Annotated in this window: 17 protein-coding genes; all 17 read right to left on the reverse strand. The window is 63.5% G+C overall.

What is annotated here, in order from left to right:
* Positions 1-278: 278 nt before the first annotated feature.
* The 17 genes from NKI08_RS10875 to mraY all read right to left on the reverse strand — a co-directional run bounded on the left by NKI08_RS10875 (position 279) and on the right by mraY (position 20,898).
* A complete protein-coding gene (locus NKI08_RS10875; protein ID WP_352767756.1) occupies positions 279-575 on the reverse strand; it encodes an AzlD family protein in 297 nt (98 codons plus the stop codon).
* On the reverse strand, positions 572-1,300 hold the full coding sequence (locus NKI08_RS10880) for an AzlC family ABC transporter permease (RefSeq protein WP_352769021.1): 729 nt from the start codon (positions 1,298-1,300) through the stop codon (positions 572-574). Before NKI08_RS10880 ends, NKI08_RS10875 begins: the two co-directional genes overlap by 4 nt.
* A gap of 122 nt (positions 1,301-1,422) precedes the next feature.
* Positions 1,423-2,115 carry a DUF2461 domain-containing protein gene (locus NKI08_RS10885; RefSeq protein WP_352769024.1) on the reverse strand — a complete coding sequence of 231 codons (693 nt, stop codon included), beginning with the start codon at positions 2,113-2,115 and terminating at the stop codon, positions 1,423-1,425.
* The gene (ligA, locus tag NKI08_RS10890; RefSeq protein ID WP_352769027.1) at positions 2,115-4,322 is read right to left on the reverse strand and encodes an NAD-dependent DNA ligase LigA; all 2,208 of its coding nucleotides are present in this window, start codon (positions 4,320-4,322) and stop codon (positions 2,115-2,117) included. The genes NKI08_RS10885 and ligA overlap by 1 nt, the downstream gene beginning before the upstream one ends.
* A 242-nt stretch (positions 4,323-4,564) precedes the next feature.
* A complete protein-coding gene (gene recN, locus NKI08_RS10895; protein ID WP_352769030.1) occupies positions 4,565-6,238 on the reverse strand; it encodes a DNA repair protein RecN in 1,674 nt (557 codons plus the stop codon).
* A gap of 13 nt (positions 6,239-6,251) precedes the next feature.
* On the reverse strand, positions 6,252-7,121 hold the full coding sequence (locus NKI08_RS10900) for an outer membrane protein assembly factor BamD (RefSeq protein WP_352501057.1): 870 nt from the start codon (positions 7,119-7,121) through the stop codon (positions 6,252-6,254).
* Between the two features lie 204 nt (positions 7,122-7,325).
* Positions 7,326-8,273, reverse strand: a complete 948-nt coding sequence (gene lpxC / locus NKI08_RS10905) for a UDP-3-O-acyl-N-acetylglucosamine deacetylase (protein ID WP_352471566.1) — start codon at positions 8,271-8,273, stop codon at positions 7,326-7,328.
* A 275-nt stretch (positions 8,274-8,548) separates the two neighbouring features.
* Positions 8,549-10,219, reverse strand: a complete 1,671-nt coding sequence (gene ftsZ, locus NKI08_RS10910) for a cell division protein FtsZ (RefSeq protein ID WP_352769033.1) — start codon at positions 10,217-10,219, stop codon at positions 8,549-8,551.
* 68 nt (positions 10,220-10,287) lie between these two features.
* Positions 10,288-11,595 (reverse strand): cell division protein FtsA, encoded by a 1,308-nt coding sequence (gene ftsA, locus NKI08_RS10915; protein WP_352471565.1) that lies wholly within the window; start codon positions 11,593-11,595, stop codon positions 10,288-10,290.
* Positions 11,592-12,533, reverse strand: coding sequence for a cell division protein FtsQ/DivIB (locus tag NKI08_RS10920; protein ID WP_352769036.1), 942 nt, complete (start codon positions 12,531-12,533; stop codon positions 11,592-11,594). Before NKI08_RS10920 ends, ftsA begins: the two co-directional genes overlap by 4 nt.
* Positions 12,521-13,447 carry a D-alanine--D-alanine ligase gene (locus tag NKI08_RS10925; protein WP_352539522.1) on the reverse strand — a complete coding sequence of 309 codons (927 nt, stop codon included), beginning with the start codon at positions 13,445-13,447 and terminating at the stop codon, positions 12,521-12,523. Before NKI08_RS10925 ends, NKI08_RS10920 begins: the two co-directional genes overlap by 13 nt.
* 314 nt (positions 13,448-13,761) lie before the next feature.
* Positions 13,762-14,727, reverse strand: coding sequence for a UDP-N-acetylmuramate dehydrogenase (gene murB / locus NKI08_RS10930; RefSeq protein WP_031211769.1), 966 nt, complete (start codon positions 14,725-14,727; stop codon positions 13,762-13,764).
* On the reverse strand, positions 14,724-16,130 hold the full coding sequence (gene murC / locus NKI08_RS10935) for a UDP-N-acetylmuramate--L-alanine ligase (protein WP_352769040.1): 1,407 nt from the start codon (positions 16,128-16,130) through the stop codon (positions 14,724-14,726). The genes murB and murC overlap by 4 nt, the downstream gene beginning before the upstream one ends.
* Entirely contained in the window at positions 16,127-17,254 is a 1,128-nt protein-coding gene (gene murG / locus NKI08_RS10940) for an undecaprenyldiphospho-muramoylpentapeptide beta-N-acetylglucosaminyltransferase (RefSeq protein ID WP_023676764.1), read from the reverse strand. Before murG ends, murC begins: the two co-directional genes overlap by 4 nt.
* Position 17,255: 1 nt before the next feature.
* Positions 17,256-18,407: a putative lipid II flippase FtsW gene (ftsW, locus tag NKI08_RS10945; protein ID WP_352456168.1), complete on the reverse strand. Its 1,152-nt coding sequence runs from the start codon at positions 18,405-18,407 to the stop codon at positions 17,256-17,258.
* On the reverse strand, positions 18,407-19,807 hold the full coding sequence (murD, locus tag NKI08_RS10950; RefSeq protein ID WP_352471558.1) for a UDP-N-acetylmuramoyl-L-alanine--D-glutamate ligase: 1,401 nt from the start codon (positions 19,805-19,807) through the stop codon (positions 18,407-18,409). Before murD ends, ftsW begins: the two co-directional genes overlap by 1 nt.
* An 8-nt stretch (positions 19,808-19,815) precedes the next feature.
* Positions 19,816-20,898 (reverse strand): phospho-N-acetylmuramoyl-pentapeptide-transferase, encoded by a 1,083-nt coding sequence (mraY, locus tag NKI08_RS10955; protein ID WP_023676767.1) that lies wholly within the window; start codon positions 20,896-20,898, stop codon positions 19,816-19,818.
* Between the last annotated feature and the right edge of the window lie 22 nt (positions 20,899-20,920).

A 20,920-nucleotide genomic window follows, 5' to 3' on the forward strand; every position in this document is an offset into this window, starting at 1 on the left:
TTTTAACTGATTATGCCCTTCCCGTAAATCGCCGGTGTAGCTGCCGATCAACACGGCAAACCAGGGGAGATGGAAATGTCGCGTGAGCCCTTCGGCATCCAGCCGATCGATCTAAGCGCATTGACGCCGAAGCAGCGCGAAGCGCTCTATAGCGACGCCGTGCGTGGCGCCCACCAGGAGAGAGCGGAGGCGATCCGGCTGAGCCTGTCGCGGGTCGGCGCGGCAATAGTCGCTGCGGTAAAGCGCATGTGTGCTCTCGCCGCCAAGGCAAAAGTCGATCAGCCGACGAGCTGCCGCGCGAGGATCAGCACGGCAGCACCCGCCAGGAACATCGCCATAAGGCCGCCGCGCAGTGAGACAAGGCCGGCGACGATCAAGGCTGCCCATTCCGCCGGCCCGGCGCTGAGCGCCGCCGGCGCCACCAGCGTGGTCAGCACCGCCGCCGGCACGGCGCTGAGCCCGGCTTCGACGCGCGGGTGGATTTGATCGAAACGCGAGATCACCAGATGACCGCCGATGCGGGTCAGATAGGTCGCGATGGAACCGGCGACGATGATCCACAAGGTCGTGCTCATGGCCGTGCCTCCACGCCGCTGTGGCGGGGCGGCAGGATGACGGCGAGCAGCACGCCGGCCAGCGCACCTATGGAGACATGCCAGGGCGAGCCGACCGTTTTGTATGCAATAATGGAGGCGGCAGCGCTGGCGACGACCACCGGCAGCCACAGCGGCCGCTTGCGGAAGCTCATGACCAGGCCGAGAAAATATATCGGCAGCAGGAAATCGATGCCCAACGCATGGGTGTCGGGAATAAGCTTGCCGAACATCGCGCCGAGCGCGCTTTCGATGATCCAGAACACATAGACCGGCAGCCCAAGGCCCATATACCAGGTGAACCCGACGGTCTCGCCGGCCTCCGCCTTGCGCTCGGCCACCGCGAACTGCGGATCGGTCAGCACAAAATAGCCTATCGCCTGCTGCACCAGCGGCCAATGCGCAATGCGCCGGCCGATGCCAGCCGAATAGAGCACATGGCGAAAATTCACGGCGAAGATCGACAGCACGATCAGCCACGGCGCGACATGCTGGCCGAACAGCTCGATGCCGACCATCTGGCTGGCGCCGCCGAACACCGTTGCGCTCATCAGGAACGCTTCGAGCACGGAAAACCCGTTGTCGACTGCGAGCGCTCCGAACAGCAACGCAAACGGCGCCGACGCCACCACGACGGGCATGCTGAGCCGCACGCCGTCCCAGAAATCGCTTTTCGCTCCGTTTTCGGAGATTGCTTCCGCCGACATCGATCGCTCCTTGGGAACGGCCGTATGTAGAGAGAGCGGCCCGGCTTGTCACACCAATTTGCTTGAGGCAAACGATCAGCGGAAATGATGGCTGAAGCGTCGCGGCAAGCTCGCTTCCGAGCCTAGCGCGGCGAAGCCTTGCCTTCGATCGCCCTGCCCCAGTCAAGCAGCGGTTTTGCCAGCATGACGAAGTCGACGAGTTCGTCGACCAATCCAGCTCCGTAGATATCCGCCGGCTCGATCGCGTGCCGGACGGCAAAATGCCGGTTGCGGATCGCGGTAGCGAGATCGGGCTCGGCGATATGCTCGAAGCCGCGCGGCGTGCGCTTCATGCAGCCGTCCGGGTCGAGCTCGAGACCATTCTTCTTCAGCGCCGCGACGAGGGTGCGGAATTCAGCGGGCCGCTTCGCGATCGCGTTGCGCAGCGCCAGCAATAGGTCCGGTCCGGGCTGCCACCAGGCGACGGCAGCAAAGCAGCGATCGAGCCCGATATGGACGTAAAACACGCCCTGTTCCATCTTGGTGCCGTCGGGCGAAAGGATCGCCGACAAATGCTGGTTGTAAGGCCGTTTGTCCTTGGCAAAACGCACGTCGCGATTAATCCGGAACAGCGATTTCTTGCGGTCGCCGCGCAGGCCGAGCCCCAATGCCGTGAAGCGCTCGGAGAGCGTCTCGACCAGATCGCCGAAGGGATCGCGCAGGTCGCGCTCAAAAAGATCGCGGTTTTTCAAAAACCACTCCCGGCTCTGATGAAAATCCAGCGCCTTGAGGAAGGGAATGGCCTTTTGCCCAAATCCATTGAACGCAGCCGCCATCACGCGCCCTTGCCAATCCGCTGCAGCCAGGTGTCCTCGTCGATCACCTCGATGCCGAATTTGGTCGCGTCCTTCAGCTTGGAACCGGCGCCCGGGCCTGCCACCAGGAGATCGGTCTTCGCGGAAACAGAGCCGGCGACCTTCGCGCCGAGACGTTCAGCCATCGCCTTGGCCTCGGGGCGCGTCATCTTTTCCAGCGTGCCTGTAAACACGATTGTCTTGCCGGCGACCGCACTATCGGCTGAGACGTTCACAATGTACGGCTTCGGGTGGATCTGTGTGAGCAGCGCTTCAAGCACGGCGTCGTTGCGTTCATTGCCGAAGAAATCGCGAAGCGCGCCTATCACGGTATCGCCGATGCCGTTGATTGAAGGAAAAACGGTGTGTGGATCGGCTGCTGCTGCTGTCTCCTTGCCAATGCGGATCAACTCCTCGATCGTCGAGAAGGTTCGGGCGAGCACAGCGGCCGTCGTTTCGCCGATATGGCGGATGCCCAGCGCAAAGATGAAGCGATCGAGTTCGGGTTCGCGGCGGGCGTCGATGGCAGCGAAGAGCTTGTCGAGGCCGTCATAGTTGCGTTCCTCGACGCTGCGTACATTCTTGCGCGTTTTGCCCGATGCGGCCTCACGCTGCCTGGCCTGCTCCTCCCGTCGCTCCGCCAGCGCCTTGGTGACGGCGGGACGGCGGTCCCGGAGGGTGAAGATATCGGCGGCAGTCTTGACCAACCCGGCATTGAAGAACAGGTCTATGTTTTCAGCGCCCAGGCCTTCGATATCCATGGCGCCGCGCGACACAAAGTGGCGTAATCCTTCCACGGCCTGCGCGGGGCAGATCAGCTCGCCGGTGCACCGTCGGCGGGAATCCTCCTTGCCGGTCTTCTCGTTGATCTCGCGCGTTGCGGGTGAGCCGCAGATCGGACATTTGTGCGGGAATTCGTAGGGCACGGCATCTGGCGGACGCTTGTCGACGACGACGCTGACGATCTGCGGAATGACGTCCCCCGCCCGCTGGATGACCACCGTGTCGCCGATACGGATGTCGTTGCCGTCGCGGATCGGCTCGCCGTTGCTGTCCAGACCCTTGATGTAGTCTTCGTTGTGAAGCGTGACATTTTCGACCACGACGCCGCCGACCGTGACGGGCGCAAGCCGGGCAACGGGCGCCAGCGTACCGGTACGGCCGACCTGAATGTCGATCCTGAGCACGGTCGTCATCGCCTGTTCGGCCGGAAATTTATGAGCGATCGCCCAGCGTGGTTCGCGGGTGACGAAGCCCCATCTGCGCTGCAACTCCAATTGGTCGACCTTGTAGACGACGCCGTCGATGTCGTAGCCGAGCGATGAGCGCTGGGCCTCGATAAGGTGATAATGCGCGATCAGTTCGTCGACCGACTTTGCCCGGACCATCAGCGGACTGACCTTGAACCCCCACTCCGCGAATTTTTGCACGGAATCGTATTGGGTCGGAGCTGGATCCTTTGAAGTATAGCCCCAGGCGTAGGCAAAGAATTTGAGGTTGCGGCTGGCGGTAACGGACGGGTCCTTCTGGCGCAGCGATCCGGCCGCCGTGTTACGCGGATTGACGTAATCCTGGCCGCCTATCGCCGCCGAACGCTGCTTCAGCGCCTCGAATTCCGCGTAGGTCATATAGACCTCACCGCGTATTTCGATGACCTCGGGCCAGTCCGATCCCTTCAAGGTCTTGGGAATATCGGCGATGGTCTTGAGATTGGCGGTGATGTCCTCGCCGACGACGCCGTCGCCGCGCGTTGCCCCCTGCACGAACACACCGCCTTCATACCGCAGGGAAGCCGATAGCCCGTCGATCTTCGGCTCAGCCGTGAAGGCGATGTTCAGCTCCTTGTCGCGATCAAAGAATCGCCGGCCCCGTTCTATGAAGTCCGCGACGTCCTGGTCGGTGTAGGCCTTGGCGAGGCTAAGCATCGGCACCGCGTGGCGCACCTTTGCAAAACCTTCCGCCGGCGGCGCGCCGACCCTGCGTGAGGGCGAATCCTCGCGCACAAGATGCGGGAACTGCTGCTCGATGGCGAGGTTGCGCCGGGTCAGCGCGTCATATTCCGCATCCGTGATTATCGGCGCGTCCTCGCCATGGTAGCGCCGGTCGTGCTCGGCGATCTCCTGCGCCAACCGCTTCAACTCGCTTGCCGCCTCGCTTTCGCTGAGCGAATCGACTGGTTTTTCGTCCATGCACTGCTCCCTCCACGGTGGCGCGACACAATAGAACAGGATTTTCTCATGAGGGAGAGACCAGACACAGAAAATCATTCCTGAACAGCAGGATGGCGCCATACCCTGACTCAGGTCACGAGCGCCGGAAACGAACTCGCCTGGAGCAATTCCAGGAAAAGTGTGAAACGGTTTTCCGTCCGGAACTGCGCAGAAACAAAGAGGTAGAGCGGTTCGGCGTTTCGGTGAAACGATGAACAGCTCTACGCTGCCGCGGTGTTCTCCCGCAGCAGCCGCTCGGCCGCCGCGCGCGCCTCGTCGGTGATGGTGGCACCGGCGAGCATGCGTGCGATCTCTTCCTGCCGCGCTGCCCGGTCCATCTCGGCGATGCCGGTCGAGACCCGGTCGGCGCCGCCCGATTTGGAGATCAGGAAATGCGTCGCCGCGCGCGCCGCCACTTGCGGTGCATGCGTGACCGAAAGCACCTGCACGCGTTTTGCCAGCCGCGCCAGCCGCTGGCCGATGGCGTCGGCAACCGCGCCGCCGACGCCGGTGTCGATTTCATCAAAGACCAAGGTCGGCGCCGACCCGCGATCAGCCAGCGCGACCTTCAACGCCAGCAGGAAGCGCGAAAGCTCGCCGCCGGAAGCGACCTTCATCATTGGTCCTGGCCTGGTGCCGGGATTGGTCCGCACCCAGAACTCGACCTGGTCGATGCCTTCTTCCATGCGGCTCTCGGCATCGCTTGCGATCTCGACGATGAACTCGGCGCGTTCGAGCTTCAGCGCCGGCAGTTCGGCCATCACCGCCTTGCTCAGCCCGACAGCCGCCGCATGGCGAAGCGACGACAGCTGGGCCGCCGTAGTGTCATAGGCCTGGCGCGCCGCCGCAGCCTGTTTCTCCAGCGCCTGCAGGCGCTCCTCGCCGGCGTCGAGATCGGCAAGGTCGGCAGCCATGGTGTCACGCAATTGCGCCAGGTCATCGACGGCGACGCTGTGCTTGCGCGAGGCGGCACGCAGCGAAAACAGCCGCTCCTCAGCCTTCTCCAGCCGCTGCGGATCATATTCGGTGGCGCGAAGTGCTGCTTCGACGCCCGACTGCGCCGCGTCGAGCGACAGCATCGCCTCGTCGAGCGACTTGACGACATCCTCGAGCAGCCCGGGCGCTTCGGTGACCTTGCGCTGCAGCCGCCTGAGCAGGCTGGCCAGTTGCGGCAAGGGCGAGGACGGACCCGAGAGCACATCCTGCGCATCGTGGATTTCCGAGGCGATCTTTTCGGCACGCATCATCAAGGCGCGCAATTCGGCCAGCTCGGTCTCTTCGCCAGGTTGCGGATCGAGCCTGGTCAATTCGGCGACCGCTGCACGCAGATAATCGGCCTCACGGGCAGCTGCCTCGACTTTGGCCCGGTGCCGTGAAAATTCCTGCTCGCAGGTACGCCAATGCCGCCACGCCTCGCCGGTTGCCCGAGCAGCGCCGAGATGGCCGCCGAAACTGTCGAGCAACTCGCGATGGGCGCCGGGATCGACCAAAGCGCGCTCGTCATGCTGGCCGTGGATCTCGACCAGCGCACGGCCGATGTCGCGCATCAGCGTCACGCTGGACGGCTGGTCGTTGACGAACACGCGCGTGCGGCCGTCAGCCGTCTGGACGCGGCGCAGGATGATTTCGCCGTCGTCCTCGATGGCATTCTCGGCAAGCAACATGCGAGCCGCGTGGTTGCGCGGCACGTCGAACACGGCGATGATCTGGCCTTGTGCCGCGCCATGCCGCACCAGCGAAGCGTCGCCGCGGGCGCCAAGCGCCAGCGACAAGGCGTCGAGCAGGATGGATTTTCCGGCGCCGGTTTCGCCTGTAAGGACCGAAAGGCCGGACGAGAAGTCGATGTCCAGCTTCTCGATCAGAACGATATCGCGGATCGACAGTCTGGAGAGCATGGTGACGCGCCGCTCAGGCGCCGGTGATCAGCTTCCCGGCCTTGGAGATCCACGATCCGGCATTCTCGCGCGGCTCGAGCCCACCACTCTGCAGGAGCTTGTAGGAGTCCTTGTACCACTGGCTGTCGGGATAGTTGGTGCCGAGCACGGCCGCAGCGGTCTGCGCTTCCGACGTCAGCCCCATCGCATAGTAGCTCTCGGTCAGACGCGCCAGCGCCTCCTCGACATGACGTGTGTTGGAATAGTTCTCCACGACGTTGCGGAACCGTTTGACGGCCGCGATGTATTCGCGGCGCTCGAGATAGTAGCGGCCGATCTGCATCTCCTTGCCGGCGAGCTGATCGTTGGCGAAGCGGATCTTCTCCTTGGCATCATCAACATATTCGGAAGTCGGCCAGCGCGTTACCAGATCCTGCATCGTCTGCGCGGTAAGACGCGCTTCCTTCTGGTCCTGGGTGACGTCCTTGATCTGGCGGTAGTAGCTCAGCCCGATAATATACTGGGCATAGGCTGCATCGTCGGTCGACGGGTAGAGGGTCAGGTAGCGCTTGGCCGAACCGATCGCCTCATCGTAATTGCCCTGACGGTAGTCGGCAAAGGCACCCATCACCATCGATTTGCGGGCGAATTCGGAATATGGATGCTGGCGGTCGACGGCATCGAACTTGCGGCTTGCCTCCTGCAGTCGCCCGGCATTCAGATTGGCGAGACCCTGATTGTAGAGCACGTCGGCCGGCTCGGTCTGATCGACATAGGTCGACAGATCGACGTCCTTCTCGGACGACATGCAGGCCGACAGAAACAGCGATGGAACGACCACCGAAAGCGCCAGGAAAACAGCCCGCCGCGGCGCCTTCGATTGACCAACTCGCTTGAAAAACATGTTTGGATTCCGCCCTTTCGGCGTCATTTCAGTCGACGGCAGCAGCCATAAACCATAATTGCCTTGCCCGGCAACGCTATCCCCGGCCAATCGCACATTTTTGTGGCGCTTTGGCGCTACCTGGAAAGCTGTGTAATTTGGCAGGCCGGTGATGCATCCATGCAACACAGCTTGACCGCAACGGGAGCCGCAAGACCTTAAGAATCAGATCATCCAGGGCGCATAGAGGGGTGCGTTGACGGCGCTCATCTCCGCGGTACGCCCGCGCTCGCGGCGCGTCGTCTCAACGATCTCGAAAGCCGAACGGTCGGACAAGAGACGGCGCAGCGCAGCTGCGTTCAGCCTGTGGCCGCCACGATAGGAGCGGAAGCAGCCGATGAACCGGGCACCGGCGAGCGCCAGGTCGCCCATCGCATCCATCGTCTTGTGGCGCGCGAACTCGTTGGGATAGCGCAGGCCTCCCATATTGATCACGCGGTTGTCGTCGCCGATCACCAGGGAGTTTTCCAACGAGGAGCCGAGCGCATAGCCGGCCGCCCACAGCCGCTCGACGTCCTTCATGAAACCGAAAGTGCGGGCCCGCGCGACGTCACGCCGGAAAATGTCGGCGTTCATGTCGGATGCAAAAAGCTGGCGCCCGATCGCCGGGCTTTCGAAATCGATCTCGATCTCGAAGCGCGTGCCGTCATAGGGTCGGAACTCCGCCCAGCAGGCGCCGTTCTCGATGCGAACCGGCTTGACCACCCTGATGTAGCGACGCTTGACCGGCAGCGTTTCGACGCCTGCCTGGTCAATGGCCTCGATGAACATCACTGCGCTACCGTCGAGGATAGGCACCTCATGGCCGTCGATTTCGATGACGAGATTGTCGATCCCAAGCCCGAAAAGCGTCGCCATCAGATGCTCGACCGTGGCAATGTGCTCGCCCTGCGGATCGCCGAGCATGGTGCAGAGGTCGGTGGCACCGACCTCGGAAACGAGCGCGCGAAATTCGTGGCTTCCGCTTGCATTCGAAAGCTGGAAGACGACACCCGTATCGGCGTCCGCCGGCAGGAAATGGACGGTGACCGGATTGCCACTGTGAACGCCGATGCCGGTCAGCGTCGCACGCGATTTAAGTGTCGTCTGATAGTCGTGCAAAACAATCCCCATAGCCCATGCTGCCTAGGTCCGCTTCTGCCCTGAGGGCGCGGCTCTTGATTGATCGGCAGGCAGGGCCACTTCCCCGAGACTCCCAGCAAACCGACTTTGGTCGGTGGCGAAGATAATGGTCCCGCGGGGAGACTCCAAATCACGGTTTCTTACTCTTTGTAACTGCGGTCCAGCGCGGGATTGCCCCATAAGTCCTTGTTTTACAATCACTTTAAGGTTAACAGGCGAACAGTTTCCTGCTCGCCTGTTAATAACTGTTACGAACCGTTAACAGATCAATTGGCCTGTCGGCGCAGGAAGGCGGGAATCTCCAACTGATCGTCTTCCTGGACAGCCCGGCTCTGCGGCGTCAGGCGGCCCTGCTCGTCCAGCTGGCCGCGGCGCGGTGCGTAAAGCTGCGGATCCTGGCTGGCTAGGCGGCGCACTTCCGCCGGCGCCTGGCGCAGTTTCGGTTCGCGAGGCTGCGCCGGCTGCAGTCTTGCAGGCTCCTCTTCGCGGCGGGTCAAGCCGTTGGTCAGGCGCTTGAGCAAGCCCATCGGGCCGCTGTTCTCGTGGTCGGCGGGGCGGGCCTTGGCTTCCACTTCGGCCTTCACCTGCGGCGGGAAATCCTCGACCCGCGGCATGCGCTGGGGTGCCGCGGCAACCGGCTGCGGCATTTCACGATGCGGAGCGGGCTGCATCGCTTGCTGAACCGCTGGCTGCATCATTGGCTGCGGTTGAGCGGGAGGCGCCTGGAAAATCTTGCTCTGCGGACGGAAGTCTTCCGCATGCGCGACCGGTGCCGGGCGGGCCTGCGCCATCGCTGCCGCATTCGCTTCGGCGAGCTGAATGGCCTCGGCGACCGGGTCGGCAGCACGTGGTTCATAGATTGGTTGCTGGACAGGCGCCGGGCGCATTTCCGTGACCTGGGCCGCCGGGCGGCTGACCGGCTTCGGCGGAGCCGCGCGGATGGCGATCGGCGCGGCAGCGATTTCGGCCGCCGATTTGTCGATGCCGGTGGCGACCACCGACACGCGGATGACGCCTTCGAGTTCCTCGTCGAAGGTGGCGCCCAGAATGATGTTGGCGTCCTGGTCGACCTCTTCGCGAATGCGGGTTGCCGCCTCATCGACTTCGAACAGGGTCAGGTCACGGCCGCCGGTGATCGAGATCAGCAGGCCCTTGGCGCCCTTCATCGAGGTCTCGTCGAGCAGCGGGTTGGCGATGGCGGCTTCCGCCGCGGCCATTGCGCGGCCCTCGCCCGAAGCCTCGCCGGTTCCCATCATCGCCTTGCCCATTTCGCGCATGACCGAGCGGACGTCGGCGAAGTCGAGATTGATCAGGCCTTCCTTGACCATCAGGTCGGTAATGCAGGCAACGCCCGAATAGAGCACCTGGTCGGCCATCGCGAAGGCATCGGCGAAGGTGGTCTTGTCATTGGCCAGCCGGAACAGGTTCTGGTTGGGAATGACGATCAGGGTATCGACGGATTTCTGCAGTTCCTCGATACCCATGTCGGCCGTCTTCATGCGGCGCTGGCCTTCGAAGTGGAACGGCTTGGTGACGACGCCGACGGTGAGGATACCCTTTTCGCGGGCAGCGCGGGCAACGACGGGAGCCGCCCCGGTGCCGGTGCCGCCGCCCATGCCGGCAGTGACGAAGCACATATGCGTGTTGGAGAGATGATCGATGATCTCGTCGATGCATTCCTCCGCCGCCGCGCGCCCGACTTCAGGCTGCGATCCGGCGCCGAGACCCTCGGTGACATGCGCGCCGAGCTGGATCAGCCGCTCGGCCTTCGACATCGTCAGTGCCTGCGCGTCGGTGTTGGCCACCACGAACTCGACGCCGCGCAAGCCGGCGGTGATCATGTTGTTGACGGCATTGCCGCCGCCGCCGCCGACACCGAACACGGTGATGCGCGGCTTGAGCTCGGTGATGTCCGGCTTCTGCAGATTGATGGTCATTGTCTTCGTCCTTTGCCTTTCCCGCCGCTTCGCCGCCGCGGCCGCCTATGGGGCTGTCCCCGTCAAAATTAAAAACTGTCTCTCAACCACTGACTCATTCGATGCAGTTTTCCGCCTGTTCCGGTCATCCGAAGACCGGAAATTCCCTTCGCCGGCCGGCTCTCGAAGCTCGCCATCTGTGGATAGATCAGAAGTCCGACCGGGGTCGAGAAAGCCGGCCCCTTGGCCGCCTCGGGCAAGCCTGCCACGCCAAGCGGGCGTCCGATGCGCACATTGCGGCCGAGAATGCGGCGTGCTGCTTCTGGCAGGCCGGCAAGCTGGCTGGCACCGCCGGTCAGCACCACACGCTTGCCGACGGCGTTGCCGTAGCCGGATTTGTTCAGCCGGTCGCGCAGCAATTCCAGCGTCTCGTCGATGCGGGCGCGGATGATGCGCGTCATCACCGAGCGCGGGATCTGCAACGGCACCTCGCCGTCCTCGCCGATCGGATGGATGGAAACCAGGTCGCGGTCGTCGGCACTGCCAGGCAGCGCCGAGCCATGCATCACTTTCAGCCTTTCGGCGGCATCGAGCGAGGTCGACAGGCCCTTGGCCATATCCAGCGTGACGTGGTTGCCGCCGATCGCGATGGCATCGCCATGGACGAACTTGCCTTCCGAAAACACCGAGATCGTCGTCGTGCCGCCGCCCATGTCGATGCAGGCCGCGCCCATTTCGAGCTCGTCGTCGACCAGCGCAGCAAGCCCACTGGCATAGGGCGTCGCCACCATGCGTTCGACCGACAGATGCGAGCGGTTGATGCAGAGCTCCAGATTGCGCAAGGGCGCTGCGTCGCCTGTCAGCACGTGCATGTCGACGCCAAGCTGGTCGCCAACCATGCCGCGCGGATCGCGCACACCGCGCTCGGCATCCAGCGAAAAGGCTACGGGAAGCGAATGGATCACCTCGCGCTCGGCCCGCAACGCCTGCTTGGCGCCGGCGGCAAGCACGCGCTTGATGTCGGCCTCGTCGGCCTCATGGCCGCCGAGATTGATGGTGGCCGAAAAAGCCTCGCTCTTCAGCCGGCCGGCAGTCATGTTGACGATCAGCGAATCGACCGTCAGTCCCGCCATGCGTTCGGCGGCGTCGACGGCAAGACGGATGGCGTGCTCGGCACGGTCGAGATCGATGACGACGCCGGATTTCACGCCTTGCGATTTCTGGTGGCCGATGCCGATCACCTGGACGCGATGCGAGCGTCCGCGCAGCAGCTTGCCATCCTCGCGCGGCTTGAGTTTGGCCACCACGCAGCAGACCTTGCTGGACCCGACATCCAGCACCGTCAGGATGCCGGACCGGCGCGACGAGGCATCGCTATTGCCGCCAAGCCAGCTCATATCTTCGTCTCCGGCTTGCGCTTCAGCATCTTGGGCTTTTCGTCGAGCGCGGCTTGGCGCTGTGTCGCCGCTTCCGGCGTCAACTGGACGACCAGACGATCGGAAAGGCGCATGTCGACGGCGGCGATGTCGCGCGTCAAAAGCCCGTTCTCGTGATCCATCCTGACCAGGTCGGCAATCGCCTGATCCTCACCGTCTTCGGGAAGCTTGATCGTGATGCCGTTTTCAAGCTTGAGATCCCAGCGCCGTTCGCCGATGCGGATATAGCCCTTGATCCGCGCGGCGAGCTCCGGATAATTCTTGATCTTGGCCAGGAAATCCGGCGCTGTGGCCGGCGCGCCGGTGCCGATGATCAGCGGCAGCAATATCTGCTTGCCGCCGGAGAACGGCGCAATGACGGTGCCGGATTTCTCGATGACCGAAAGCGCGCTGCCTTGCTGCCACAACGCGAACGGCTCGCGCTCCTCGACGCGCACTTCCAGCGTATGCGGGTAGACCTTGCGCACTGCGGCGGCTTCGACCCAGGGTAGCGTGGTGATGCGTTCGCGCGCGGCTTCGGCATCGAAGCCGATCAGCGAGGTCCAGCCGTCGAGTTCCAGCCTGTCGAGAATATCGATCTCGGACGTTTCGCGGTTGCCGACGACCTTGACCTGGTCGACCGCAAAGCCGGTGCGGGCGGTGACACTCTGGATGATGGCGTCGGAATATCCGCCGAGATAGGCGCCATAGGCACTGCTCGAAACAAGCAGTGCCGCCGACAGCATGGCAGCGCAATAGGGCGGCGCTTCGAAGTCGCCTTCGCCGAGGCGCGCCAGCACGCGCACCGGCCGGCGGAGCAGGCGCGGCAGCACGAAATGGTCGAACGACAACGGCATGCCGAACAGCGCCGGCCCGGCCGCGCCCTTCCCCTTGCCCTGTCCCCACTTCAACGCAGACACGAAGCGTCCTCCACCATCCAACTCAACAAATCGCCGAACGAGTGTCCCGCTTGCGCGGCGATTTCCGGCACCAAAGACGTCGGCGTCATACCCGGCTGGGTGTTGACCTCGAGCCAGACAATTTCGCCGTTTTCGGAGTGACGATCGTCATAACGGAAGTCCGACCGGGAAACGCCCCGACAGCCGATGGCTTGATGAGCCTTGAGCGCCAGTGTCTGTATTTTTTGGTAAATATTCGGTGAAAGTTTTGCCGGGCATTCGTGTTTTGATCCGCCCGCGACGTATTTTGAATCATAGTCGTAGAAGGAATGGCCGGTCGGGATGATCTCGCAGACACCGAGCGCCACATCGCCCATCACCGCGCAGGTCAATTCCCGCCCGTGCACATAACGCTCGACCATGACCGTATCGCCATATTTCCACTCGGACGAGCCGATGATCTGCGGCGGATGCGACTGGCCTTCATGCACGATGACGACACCGAAGCTCGATCCTTCGTTGACCGGCTTGACGACATAGGGCGGCTTCATCGGGTGCTTGTTCTGGATGGCGAAGCGATTGGCCACCTTCGACTCCGCCACCGGAACGCCGGCCGCCTTCGCGACCTTCTTGGCCTGTTCCTTGTTCATCGCAAGCGCCGAGGCAAGCACGCCGGAATGGGTGTACGGAATGGCGAGGTACTCGAGGATGCCCTGGATGGTGCCGTCCTCGCCGAAAGGGCCGTGCAGCGCATTGAAGACGACGTCAGGCTTGAGCGCGCTGAGCACCGAGCCGATGTCGCGCGAGACGTCGACGCGGGTGACTTGGTAGCCCTCCCCCTCGAGCGCATCGGCGCAGGCCTTACCCGACGACAGGGACACGGGCCGCTCGGACGAGAATCCCCCCAGAAGAACGGCCACATGCTTGCTTGTCATTCCCCGTCATTTCCTCTCACAGCAGGCCTGCACCATCGTGCATGCCCCGAAAAGCATCGCGCGCACTCAAATGCGCCCGAGCAACTTCGCTCCCGTGTTTCCGCAACATTGAGTCCGAGTCTCCCGGCAGGCTGCCCCCCAGACGGAAACGCGAGTAACGCGTCGAAACGACTCAAATCAGGAAACGCTTCAGGGCAGAGAATCAGAGAGTTGATTCGCTGGCAAGTGCTTACGATTCCGATGGATTCACTTTCCGCAAAAACGGCAGCAAAATGTGAATTCATGAGTCCGAAAGGCAACGGCGGTCAGCTTGCCTAAAGCAACTGCCCGAGAAATTCCTGGACGGCATGGCCCGGCCGAAAATTACCGATGCGCTTGATCTCCCACTGCAGCCGGATGCCTGATCTTTCGAGCACGCGCGCACGCACCGTCTCACCGAGATATTCAAGCTCGTAGCCCGTGGCCGTTCCGGTGTTGATCATGAAGTTGCAATGCATCGGCGACATCTGCGCCCCGCCGACCATCAGGCCGCGGCAGCCGGCCTTGTCGATCTCCTTCCAGGCGGAGGTGCCCTCAGGATTCTTGAAGGTAGAGCCACCGGTCTTTTCGCGGATCGGCTGCACGGTCTCGCGATGGTTCTGGACAGCATCCATCGCGGCCTTGATCGCCGCCTTGTCCTCAGGAATGCCTTCGAGCAGCGCCGACGTGAAGATCAGCCCGGACGGCGCCGCTGAATGGCGATAGGCATAGCCCATATCGGCATTGCTCAGCGTATGAACATTGCCCTTGCGGTCGAGTGCCCGTACCTCGACCACGCGCTCGCGCGTCTCGACGCCATTGGCGCCGGCGTTCATCCTCAGCGCTCCGCCAATGGCGCCGGGAATGCCGTGGTAGAAATGAAAGCCACCGATGCCGGCCTCGTAGGCAACGGCCGCAAGGCGCTTGTCGGGTGTCGCGGCACCCGCCTTGATCGTGGTCGGCGCAATCACTTCGGTCTCGCCAAAGCCTTTGGCCGAAAGCCGGATGACAAAGCCCGCAATGCCGCCGTCACGGACAAGCAAGTTCGAGCCGACGCCGACGATGGTCAGCGGAATTTCCTCCGGCACCGCCTTCAGGAACGTGGCAAGATCGTCCTCGTCGGCCGGCTGGAACAATGCGTCCGCCAGCCCGCCGGCTCGAAACCAGGTGATCTTGTCCATCTCGGCATTGGGCGTGATGCGGCCGCGCAGTCCGGCAAGCCGGTCGCCAAGCTTCTCGATCAACGCCTGGCCGCGCATCATGAGATGGTCCCGCCGAGTTCCCTGGGCAGCGCATAGGCCCATTGGGTGATGTTGCCGGCGCCGAGGAAGACGACGAAATCGCCCGGCTTCGCCACCTCGCGCACGATCGGCGCAATCGCCGCTGGACCTTCGATGTAGCGTGCGTCGCGATGGCCGCCGGAGCGGATGCGCGACACCAGTGCGTCGGACGTAACGCCGTCGATCGGCTCCTCGCCGGCCGCATAGACGGGCGCCACCATCACCGTATCGGCATCGTTGAAGCAGACGGAAAACTCATCGAACAGATCGCGCAGCCGGGTGAAGCGATGCGGTTGGGTAACGGCGATGATGCGGCCCTTGGTGGCGCTGCGCGCAGCCTTCAGTACCGCCGTGATCTCGACCGGATGATGACCGTAATCGTCGAACATATCGACACCGTTCCACGAACCGGTATGGGTGAAACGCCGCTTGACGCCGGCGAAGGACGACAGGCCCTTCTTGATTGCCTCAGCCGAAAGGCCGAGCTCATGCGCGACGGCAATCGCCGCCGTCGCATTGGAGACATTGTGGCGCCCGGGCATAGGCAGCCGCAGGCCTGATATCGTTATCTGGCCGTGCGTCTTGCGGTCGCGGATCACCACGTCGAATTCCGAGGTCGGGCCGTCCATGCGGTGATTGGTGAAGCGCACGTCGGCCTGCGCATTTTCGCCATAGGTGATGACGCGCCGGTCCTCGATGCGGCCGACCAGCGCCTGCACCTCGGGATGGTCGGTGCACATCACACCAAAGCCGTAGAACGGCACATTCTCGACGAACTGACGAAACGCTTCGCGCACTTTGTCGAAGGAGCCGTAATGGTCGAGGTGCTCGGGGTCGATATTGGTGACGACGGCAATCTCGGCCGGCAGCTTGAGGAAGGTGCCGTCGCTCTCGTCGGCCTCGACCACCATCCATTCGCCGTCTCCCATGCGGGCATTGGTGCCATAGGCATTGATGATGCCGCCATTGATTACCGTCGGGTCGAGCCCGCCGGCTTCGAGTAGCGTCGCCACCATCGAAGTCGTCGTCGTCTTGCCATGCGTGCCGCCGATCGCCACCGCTTGGCGGAAACGCATCAGCTCTGCCAGCATCTCCGCGCGGCGGACAATGGGAAGCAATTTTTCCCGCGCGGCCTTCAGTTCCGGATTGGATTTCTTGATTGCGGTGGAGACGACGACCACTTCGGCCTCGCCTAGGTTCTCGGCCTGATGGCCGACGAAGCATTCGATGCCCTTGTCGCGCAGCCGCTGCACATTGGCGCTTTCGGCCTGGTCGGACCCTTGTACCTTGTAGCCGAGATTGTGCAGCACCTCGGCGATGCCGCTCATGCCGATGCCGCCAATGCCGATGAAATGCACGAGGCCGATCGTCTGCGGCATCTTCATGCGTGCGTCTCCTTCCTGAATTCCGAAACGGTTTTCCTGGACGCAATAGCCTCTGTCAGATCGGCGAGCAACCGCGCGGCATCCGGTTTTCCGGACGATTTCGCCGCCGCGGCCATTGTCGCCGCCTTGCCTGGATCATCCATCAGCCCGCCGACAAGCACGGCGATCCGCTCCGCCGAAAGCGTGGATTGCGGATGCACCTCGGCGCCGCCCGCTGCCGCAAGGGCCGCCGCATTCGCCGCCTGGTCGTGGTCGAGCGCGTGCGGATAAGGCACCAGCAGCGCCGGCCGGCCGATCACCGCGATTTCCGATACGGTCGATGCGCCGGAGCGCGACATCACCAGATGCGCCGCCGCCAGCCGCGCCGCCATGTCGGTGAAGAAGGGCGACACCTCGGCCTCGATGTCAAGCGTGGCATAGGCCGCTTTCACCCGCGGCACATCGTCGGCGCGCGCCTGCTGGGTGATCGCCAGCCGCCTGCGCTGTGCATCGGAAAGCCGGGCGATCGCCGCCGGCACCGCATCGGAAAAGAACTGCGCGCCCTGGCTGCCGCCAAACACCAGAAATCGGAACGGCTCTTCACCGGCCGATGCGGCATAAGGCGTCTTCGCCGCTTCCAGCACTTGCGGCCTGACCGGATTGCCGGTGGTCACCGTCTTGACGCCTGTAGCACTTGTGTCTTCCGGCAGGAAACCACCGGCAATAGCGTCGACGCGGCCGGCGAGCGCCCGGTTGGCGCGGCCCATAACCGCGTTCTGCTCGTGGATCAGCGTCGGCACCTTGCGCCGGGTCGCGGCATAGAGCGGCGGCAGCGTCGGATAGCCGCCGAAGCCGACCACGATGGCGGGCTTGACGCTGGCGATGACGGCCGATGCCTGCCGCACCCCGCGCCAGATTTTCCAAAATGCGGCGAGCACGGCAAAAGGATTTTTCGACCCCATCGTCGCCGACTGGATCGGATGGATGGCGGCCGCCGGGAACTGCCCGGCAAAGCGCTCGGCGCGTTCGTCCGTCGCCAGATGCACCGCCCAGCCGCGCCCGGTCAGTTCGTGCGCCAGTGCCTCGGCCGGGAACAGATGTCCGCCCGTGCCGCCCGCCGCCAGAAGGATGACCCCCTTGGCCATCTCACTCCGCCGGCATCGCACGCGGCGACGGCATGAAGCCCAGCTGCTTGCGCTTTTCCGGGCGCTTGCGCGTCAGCGCCAGCACCATGCCCATCGAGATGGCGATCGCGATCTGCGAGGAACCGCCGTAGGAGATGAACGGCAGCGTCATGCCCTTGGCCGGCATCAGCTGCAGATTGACGGCCATGTTGATGACCGACTGCAGGCCGAAGACCGTGACCAGGCCGCCCACCGCGTAGCGGGTGAAATCGTCCTGCTCCCTGAGCGCCGTGTTGAGACCGCGCAGCACGATGAAGCCGAAGATGGACATGATGAAGAAACACATGATCAGCCCGAATTCCTCGCCGGCGACGGAGAAGACGAAGTCGGCGTGGCTGTCGGGGATGACCCGCTTGACGGTACCCTCGCCCGGCCCGACGCCGAACCAGCCGCCATTGATCAGCGCCTCGCGGCCCATGTCGACCTGGAACGTGTCGCCCTCGCCGGTCATGAAGCGGTCGATGCGGCCGGCAACGTGCGGGAACACCGCATAGGCAGCGAACACGCCGCCGACGCCGGCAGCACCCAGCGCGACGATCCACAGCCACGGCAACCCGGCCATGAAGAACATCACCCCCCAGGTGCCGAGCACCAGCATGGTCTGCCCAAGGTCAGGCTGCGCCACCAGCAGCGAGATGACCAGCGCAAGCAGCAACATGGCGAACAAATTGCCCGGAATGTCGGGCTGGCGCTTGTGCTCGGCGAACAGCCAGGCGCAGATGATGACGAAGGCCGGTTTCAGGAACTCGGACGGCTGGATCGAGAGGCCGGCTAGCGACACCCAACGCCGCGCGCCCTTCACCTCGACGCCGATATAGAGCACCGCCACCATCAAAAACAGCATGATGCACAGCATGACCAGCGCCATGCGCCGGATCTGCCTGGATTCAAGGAACGAGACGGCCAGCATCACCCCAAGTGCCGGAATGGTGAAGATAATCTGGCGCGTCGCGAAGTGGAAACTGTCTAGCCCGATGCGCTCGGCCACCGCCGGGCTTGCGGCGAAGGACAAAACGATGCCGAGCCCCATCAGCGACAGGAACGCCGCCAGGAACCACCGATCGATCGTCCACCACCAGGTCGCCACAGGGCTTTTGTCGAGACGGCTTTGCATTATCGTGTCCCTCCGATGGGCTTCACGCCATCAATGGCGGTTGCGGCTTGCCTGAACGCCTCGCCGCGGACTTCGAAATTCTTGAATTGGTCGAAACTGGCGCAGGCCGGCGACAGCAGCACCACTGCCTCGCCGCTACTATCCCCGGCCGCATCGCGGGCGGCGTGTTCGACTGCCGCCGCCAACGTGCCTGATATCTCGTAGGGCACCGCTTCGCCCAGCGTCGCCGAAAAGGCCGGTGCGGCTTCGCCGATCAGATAGGCCTTGGCGATGCGCGGGAAGAAGCCGCGTAACGGCTCGATGCCGCCCTCTTTCGGCAGGCCGCCGGCAATCCAGTAGATACGCGCAAAGCTCGACAGCGCCGGTGCAGCGGCATCGGCATTGGTCGCCTTGGAATCGTTGACGAACAGCACATGCCCTTTGCGGCCGACCTGCTCCATGCGGTGCGCCAGCCCAGGGAAACTCTCCAGTCCGGATTGGATCTCGCCGAGCTCGAGCCCGACCTTGAGGCAGGCGGCGGCGGCGGCCAGCGCGTTCTGCGCATTGTGCTGGCCGCGCAACGAGCCGATGCCTTCGAGGAAGGCGACACGGCTGTAGCGGCCGTGCACGGCTTCCATTAAGTTGGTGCCGTCAGCGAAATAGCCGTCGGTCAGCGGCAGCCGCTTGGAGATGCGGATGACCTGCCGGCCGGCCCGCTCCAGCCGATCGGCGATCTGGGCGCACCAGGAATCGTCGACACCGATGATTGCCGTCTCGCTGCCGGCCACCAGCCGCTCCTTGATCGAGGCGTAGTGTTGCATCGTGCCATGGCGGTCGAGATGGTCCGGCGTCAGGTTGAGCAGCACACCGGCCGTCGGGTTGATCGAAGGGGCAAGATCGATCTGGTAGGAAGAGCACTCAACCACATAATGCCGTTCAGGCTGCGGCGGATCGAGCGTCATCACTGCGCGGCCGATATTCCCGCCCATCTGCGTGTCGCGCCCAGCCGATTTTAGGATGTGCGCCGTCAGTGCCGTGGTCGTCGACTTGCCGTTGGTGCCGGTAATGGCAATGAAAGGTGCTGCCGGTGCCAGCAGCATCCGCTCGCGGCAGAAAAGCTCGATGTCGCCGATGATCTCTACGCCTGAGCCCCGCGCCAACTCGACGGTCCAGTGTGGCTTGGGATGCGTCAGCGGCACGCCGGGCGACAGCACGAAGGCGGAAAACCTCGCCCAGTCCGCACCGCGCAGGTCCGCTGTCGTGATGCCGACCGCGCCGGCCTTGGCGACGCTGTCGGGATTGTCGTCCCAGGCCAGCACATCCGCGCCGCCCTCGATCAGCGCGCGCGCCGTGGCAATCCCCGAGCCACCGAGCCCGAAGAGCGAAACGCGCTTGCCTGAAAAGGATGCGGCGGGGATCAAGCGGCCTCCTATCTGAGCTTCAGGGTCGACAGGCCGACCAGCGCCAGGATGACGGCGATGATCCAGAAGCGGATCACCACCTGGCTTTCGGTCCAGCCGAGCTTTTCGAAATGATGGTGGATCGGCGCCATCAGGAAGACGCGCTTGCCGGTCATCTTGAAGTAGCCGACCTGGATGATGACCGAGAATATCTCGACGACGAACAGGCCGCCGACGATGACCAGCACGATCTCGTGCTTGGTCGCCACCGCGACCGTGCCGATCAGCCCACCCAGCGCCAGCGAGCCGGTGTCGCCCATGAAGATCGCCGCCGGCGGCGCATTGAACCAGAGGAAGCCGAGACCGGCGCCGATCACCGCTCCAAGGACCACCGCAAGTTCGCCGGTGCCGGGCACGAAATGGATCTGCAGATATTCGGCGAACACCGCGTTGCCAGAGAGATAGGCGATGACGCCGAAGGATGCGGCCGCGATCATGATCGGCACGATCGCCAGCCCGTCGAGACCGTCGGTCAGGTTCACCGCATTGCCGGCGCCGACGATGACGAAGCACGAGAACGGGATGAAGAACCAGCCGAGATTGACGAGAAACTCCTTGGCGAAAGGGAATGTCAGCGATGACGAGAACGGCGCCTGGCCGTTATGCATGATCACCCAGGCGGCGATGCCGGCGATAACGAATTCGAGCCCCAGCCGCGCCTTGCCGGAAAAGCCGAGATGCGATTGCTTGGTTACTTTGAGATAATCGTCGTAAAAGCCGATCGAGCCGAATCCCAGCGTCACCAGCAGGACCACCCAGACGTAGATGCTCGACAGGTTCGCCCACAGCAGCGACGAACCGACGATGCCGGACAGGATCATCAGTCCGCCCATTGTCGGCGTTCCCGCCTTCTTGAAATGCGTCTGCGGCCCGTCGGCACGGATCGGCTGGCCCTTGCCTTGCCGCAGCCGCAGCGAATTGATGATGGTCGGTCCGAAGATGAACACGATCAGCGCCGCTGTGATCAGCGCTCCGCCGGTGCGGAATGTTATGTAGCGGAAGACGTTGAAGACCGAGATCTTGTCCGCAAATTCGACGAGCAGTGTTAGCATGCGCTTGCGTCCCCCGGACCGA

The sequence above is a fragment of the Mesorhizobium sp. M0768 genome, from assembly GCF_040320195.1.
Classification (GTDB): Bacteria; Pseudomonadota; Alphaproteobacteria; order Rhizobiales; family Rhizobiaceae; genus Mesorhizobium.

Excerpts from the sequence above, each read along its gene's own strand:
- NKI08_RS10875 (WP_352767756.1), bottom strand. The coding sequence starts at position 575 with ATGAGCACGACCTTGTGGATCATCGTCGCCGGTTCCATCGCGACCTAT.
- NKI08_RS10880 (WP_352769021.1), bottom strand. The coding sequence starts at position 1,300 with ATGTCGGCGGAAGCAATCTCCGAAAACGGAGCGAAAAGCGATTTCTGG.
- NKI08_RS10885 (WP_352769024.1), bottom strand. The coding sequence starts at position 2,115 with ATGGCGGCTGCGTTCAATGGATTTGGGCAAAAGGCCATTCCCTTCCTC.
- ligA (WP_352769027.1), bottom strand. The coding sequence starts at position 4,322 with ATGGACGAAAAACCAGTCGATTCGCTCAGCGAAAGCGAGGCGGCAAGC.
- recN (WP_352769030.1), bottom strand. The coding sequence starts at position 6,238 with ATGCTCTCCAGACTGTCGATCCGCGATATCGTTCTGATCGAGAAGCTG.
- NKI08_RS10900 (WP_352501057.1), bottom strand. The coding sequence starts at position 7,121 with ATGTTTTTCAAGCGAGTTGGTCAATCGAAGGCGCCGCGGCGGGCTGTT.
- lpxC (WP_352471566.1), bottom strand. The coding sequence starts at position 8,273 with ATGGGGATTGTTTTGCACGACTATCAGACGACACTTAAATCGCGTGCG.
- ftsZ (WP_352769033.1), bottom strand. The coding sequence starts at position 10,219 with ATGACCATCAATCTGCAGAAGCCGGACATCACCGAGCTCAAGCCGCGC.
- ftsA (WP_352471565.1), bottom strand. The coding sequence starts at position 11,595 with ATGAGCTGGCTTGGCGGCAATAGCGATGCCTCGTCGCGCCGGTCCGGC.
- NKI08_RS10925 (WP_352539522.1), bottom strand. The coding sequence starts at position 13,447 with ATGACAAGCAAGCATGTGGCCGTTCTTCTGGGGGGATTCTCGTCCGAG.
- murB (WP_031211769.1), bottom strand. The coding sequence starts at position 14,727 with ATGATGCGCGGCCAGGCGTTGATCGAGAAGCTTGGCGACCGGCTTGCC.
- murC (WP_352769040.1), bottom strand. The coding sequence starts at position 16,130 with ATGAAGATGCCGCAGACGATCGGCCTCGTGCATTTCATCGGCATTGGC.
- murG (WP_023676764.1), bottom strand. The coding sequence starts at position 17,254 with ATGGCCAAGGGGGTCATCCTTCTGGCGGCGGGCGGCACGGGCGGACAT.
- ftsW (WP_352456168.1), bottom strand. The coding sequence starts at position 18,407 with ATGCAAAGCCGTCTCGACAAAAGCCCTGTGGCGACCTGGTGGTGGACG.
- mraY (WP_023676767.1), bottom strand. The coding sequence starts at position 20,898 with ATGCTAACACTGCTCGTCGAATTTGCGGACAAGATCTCGGTCTTCAAC.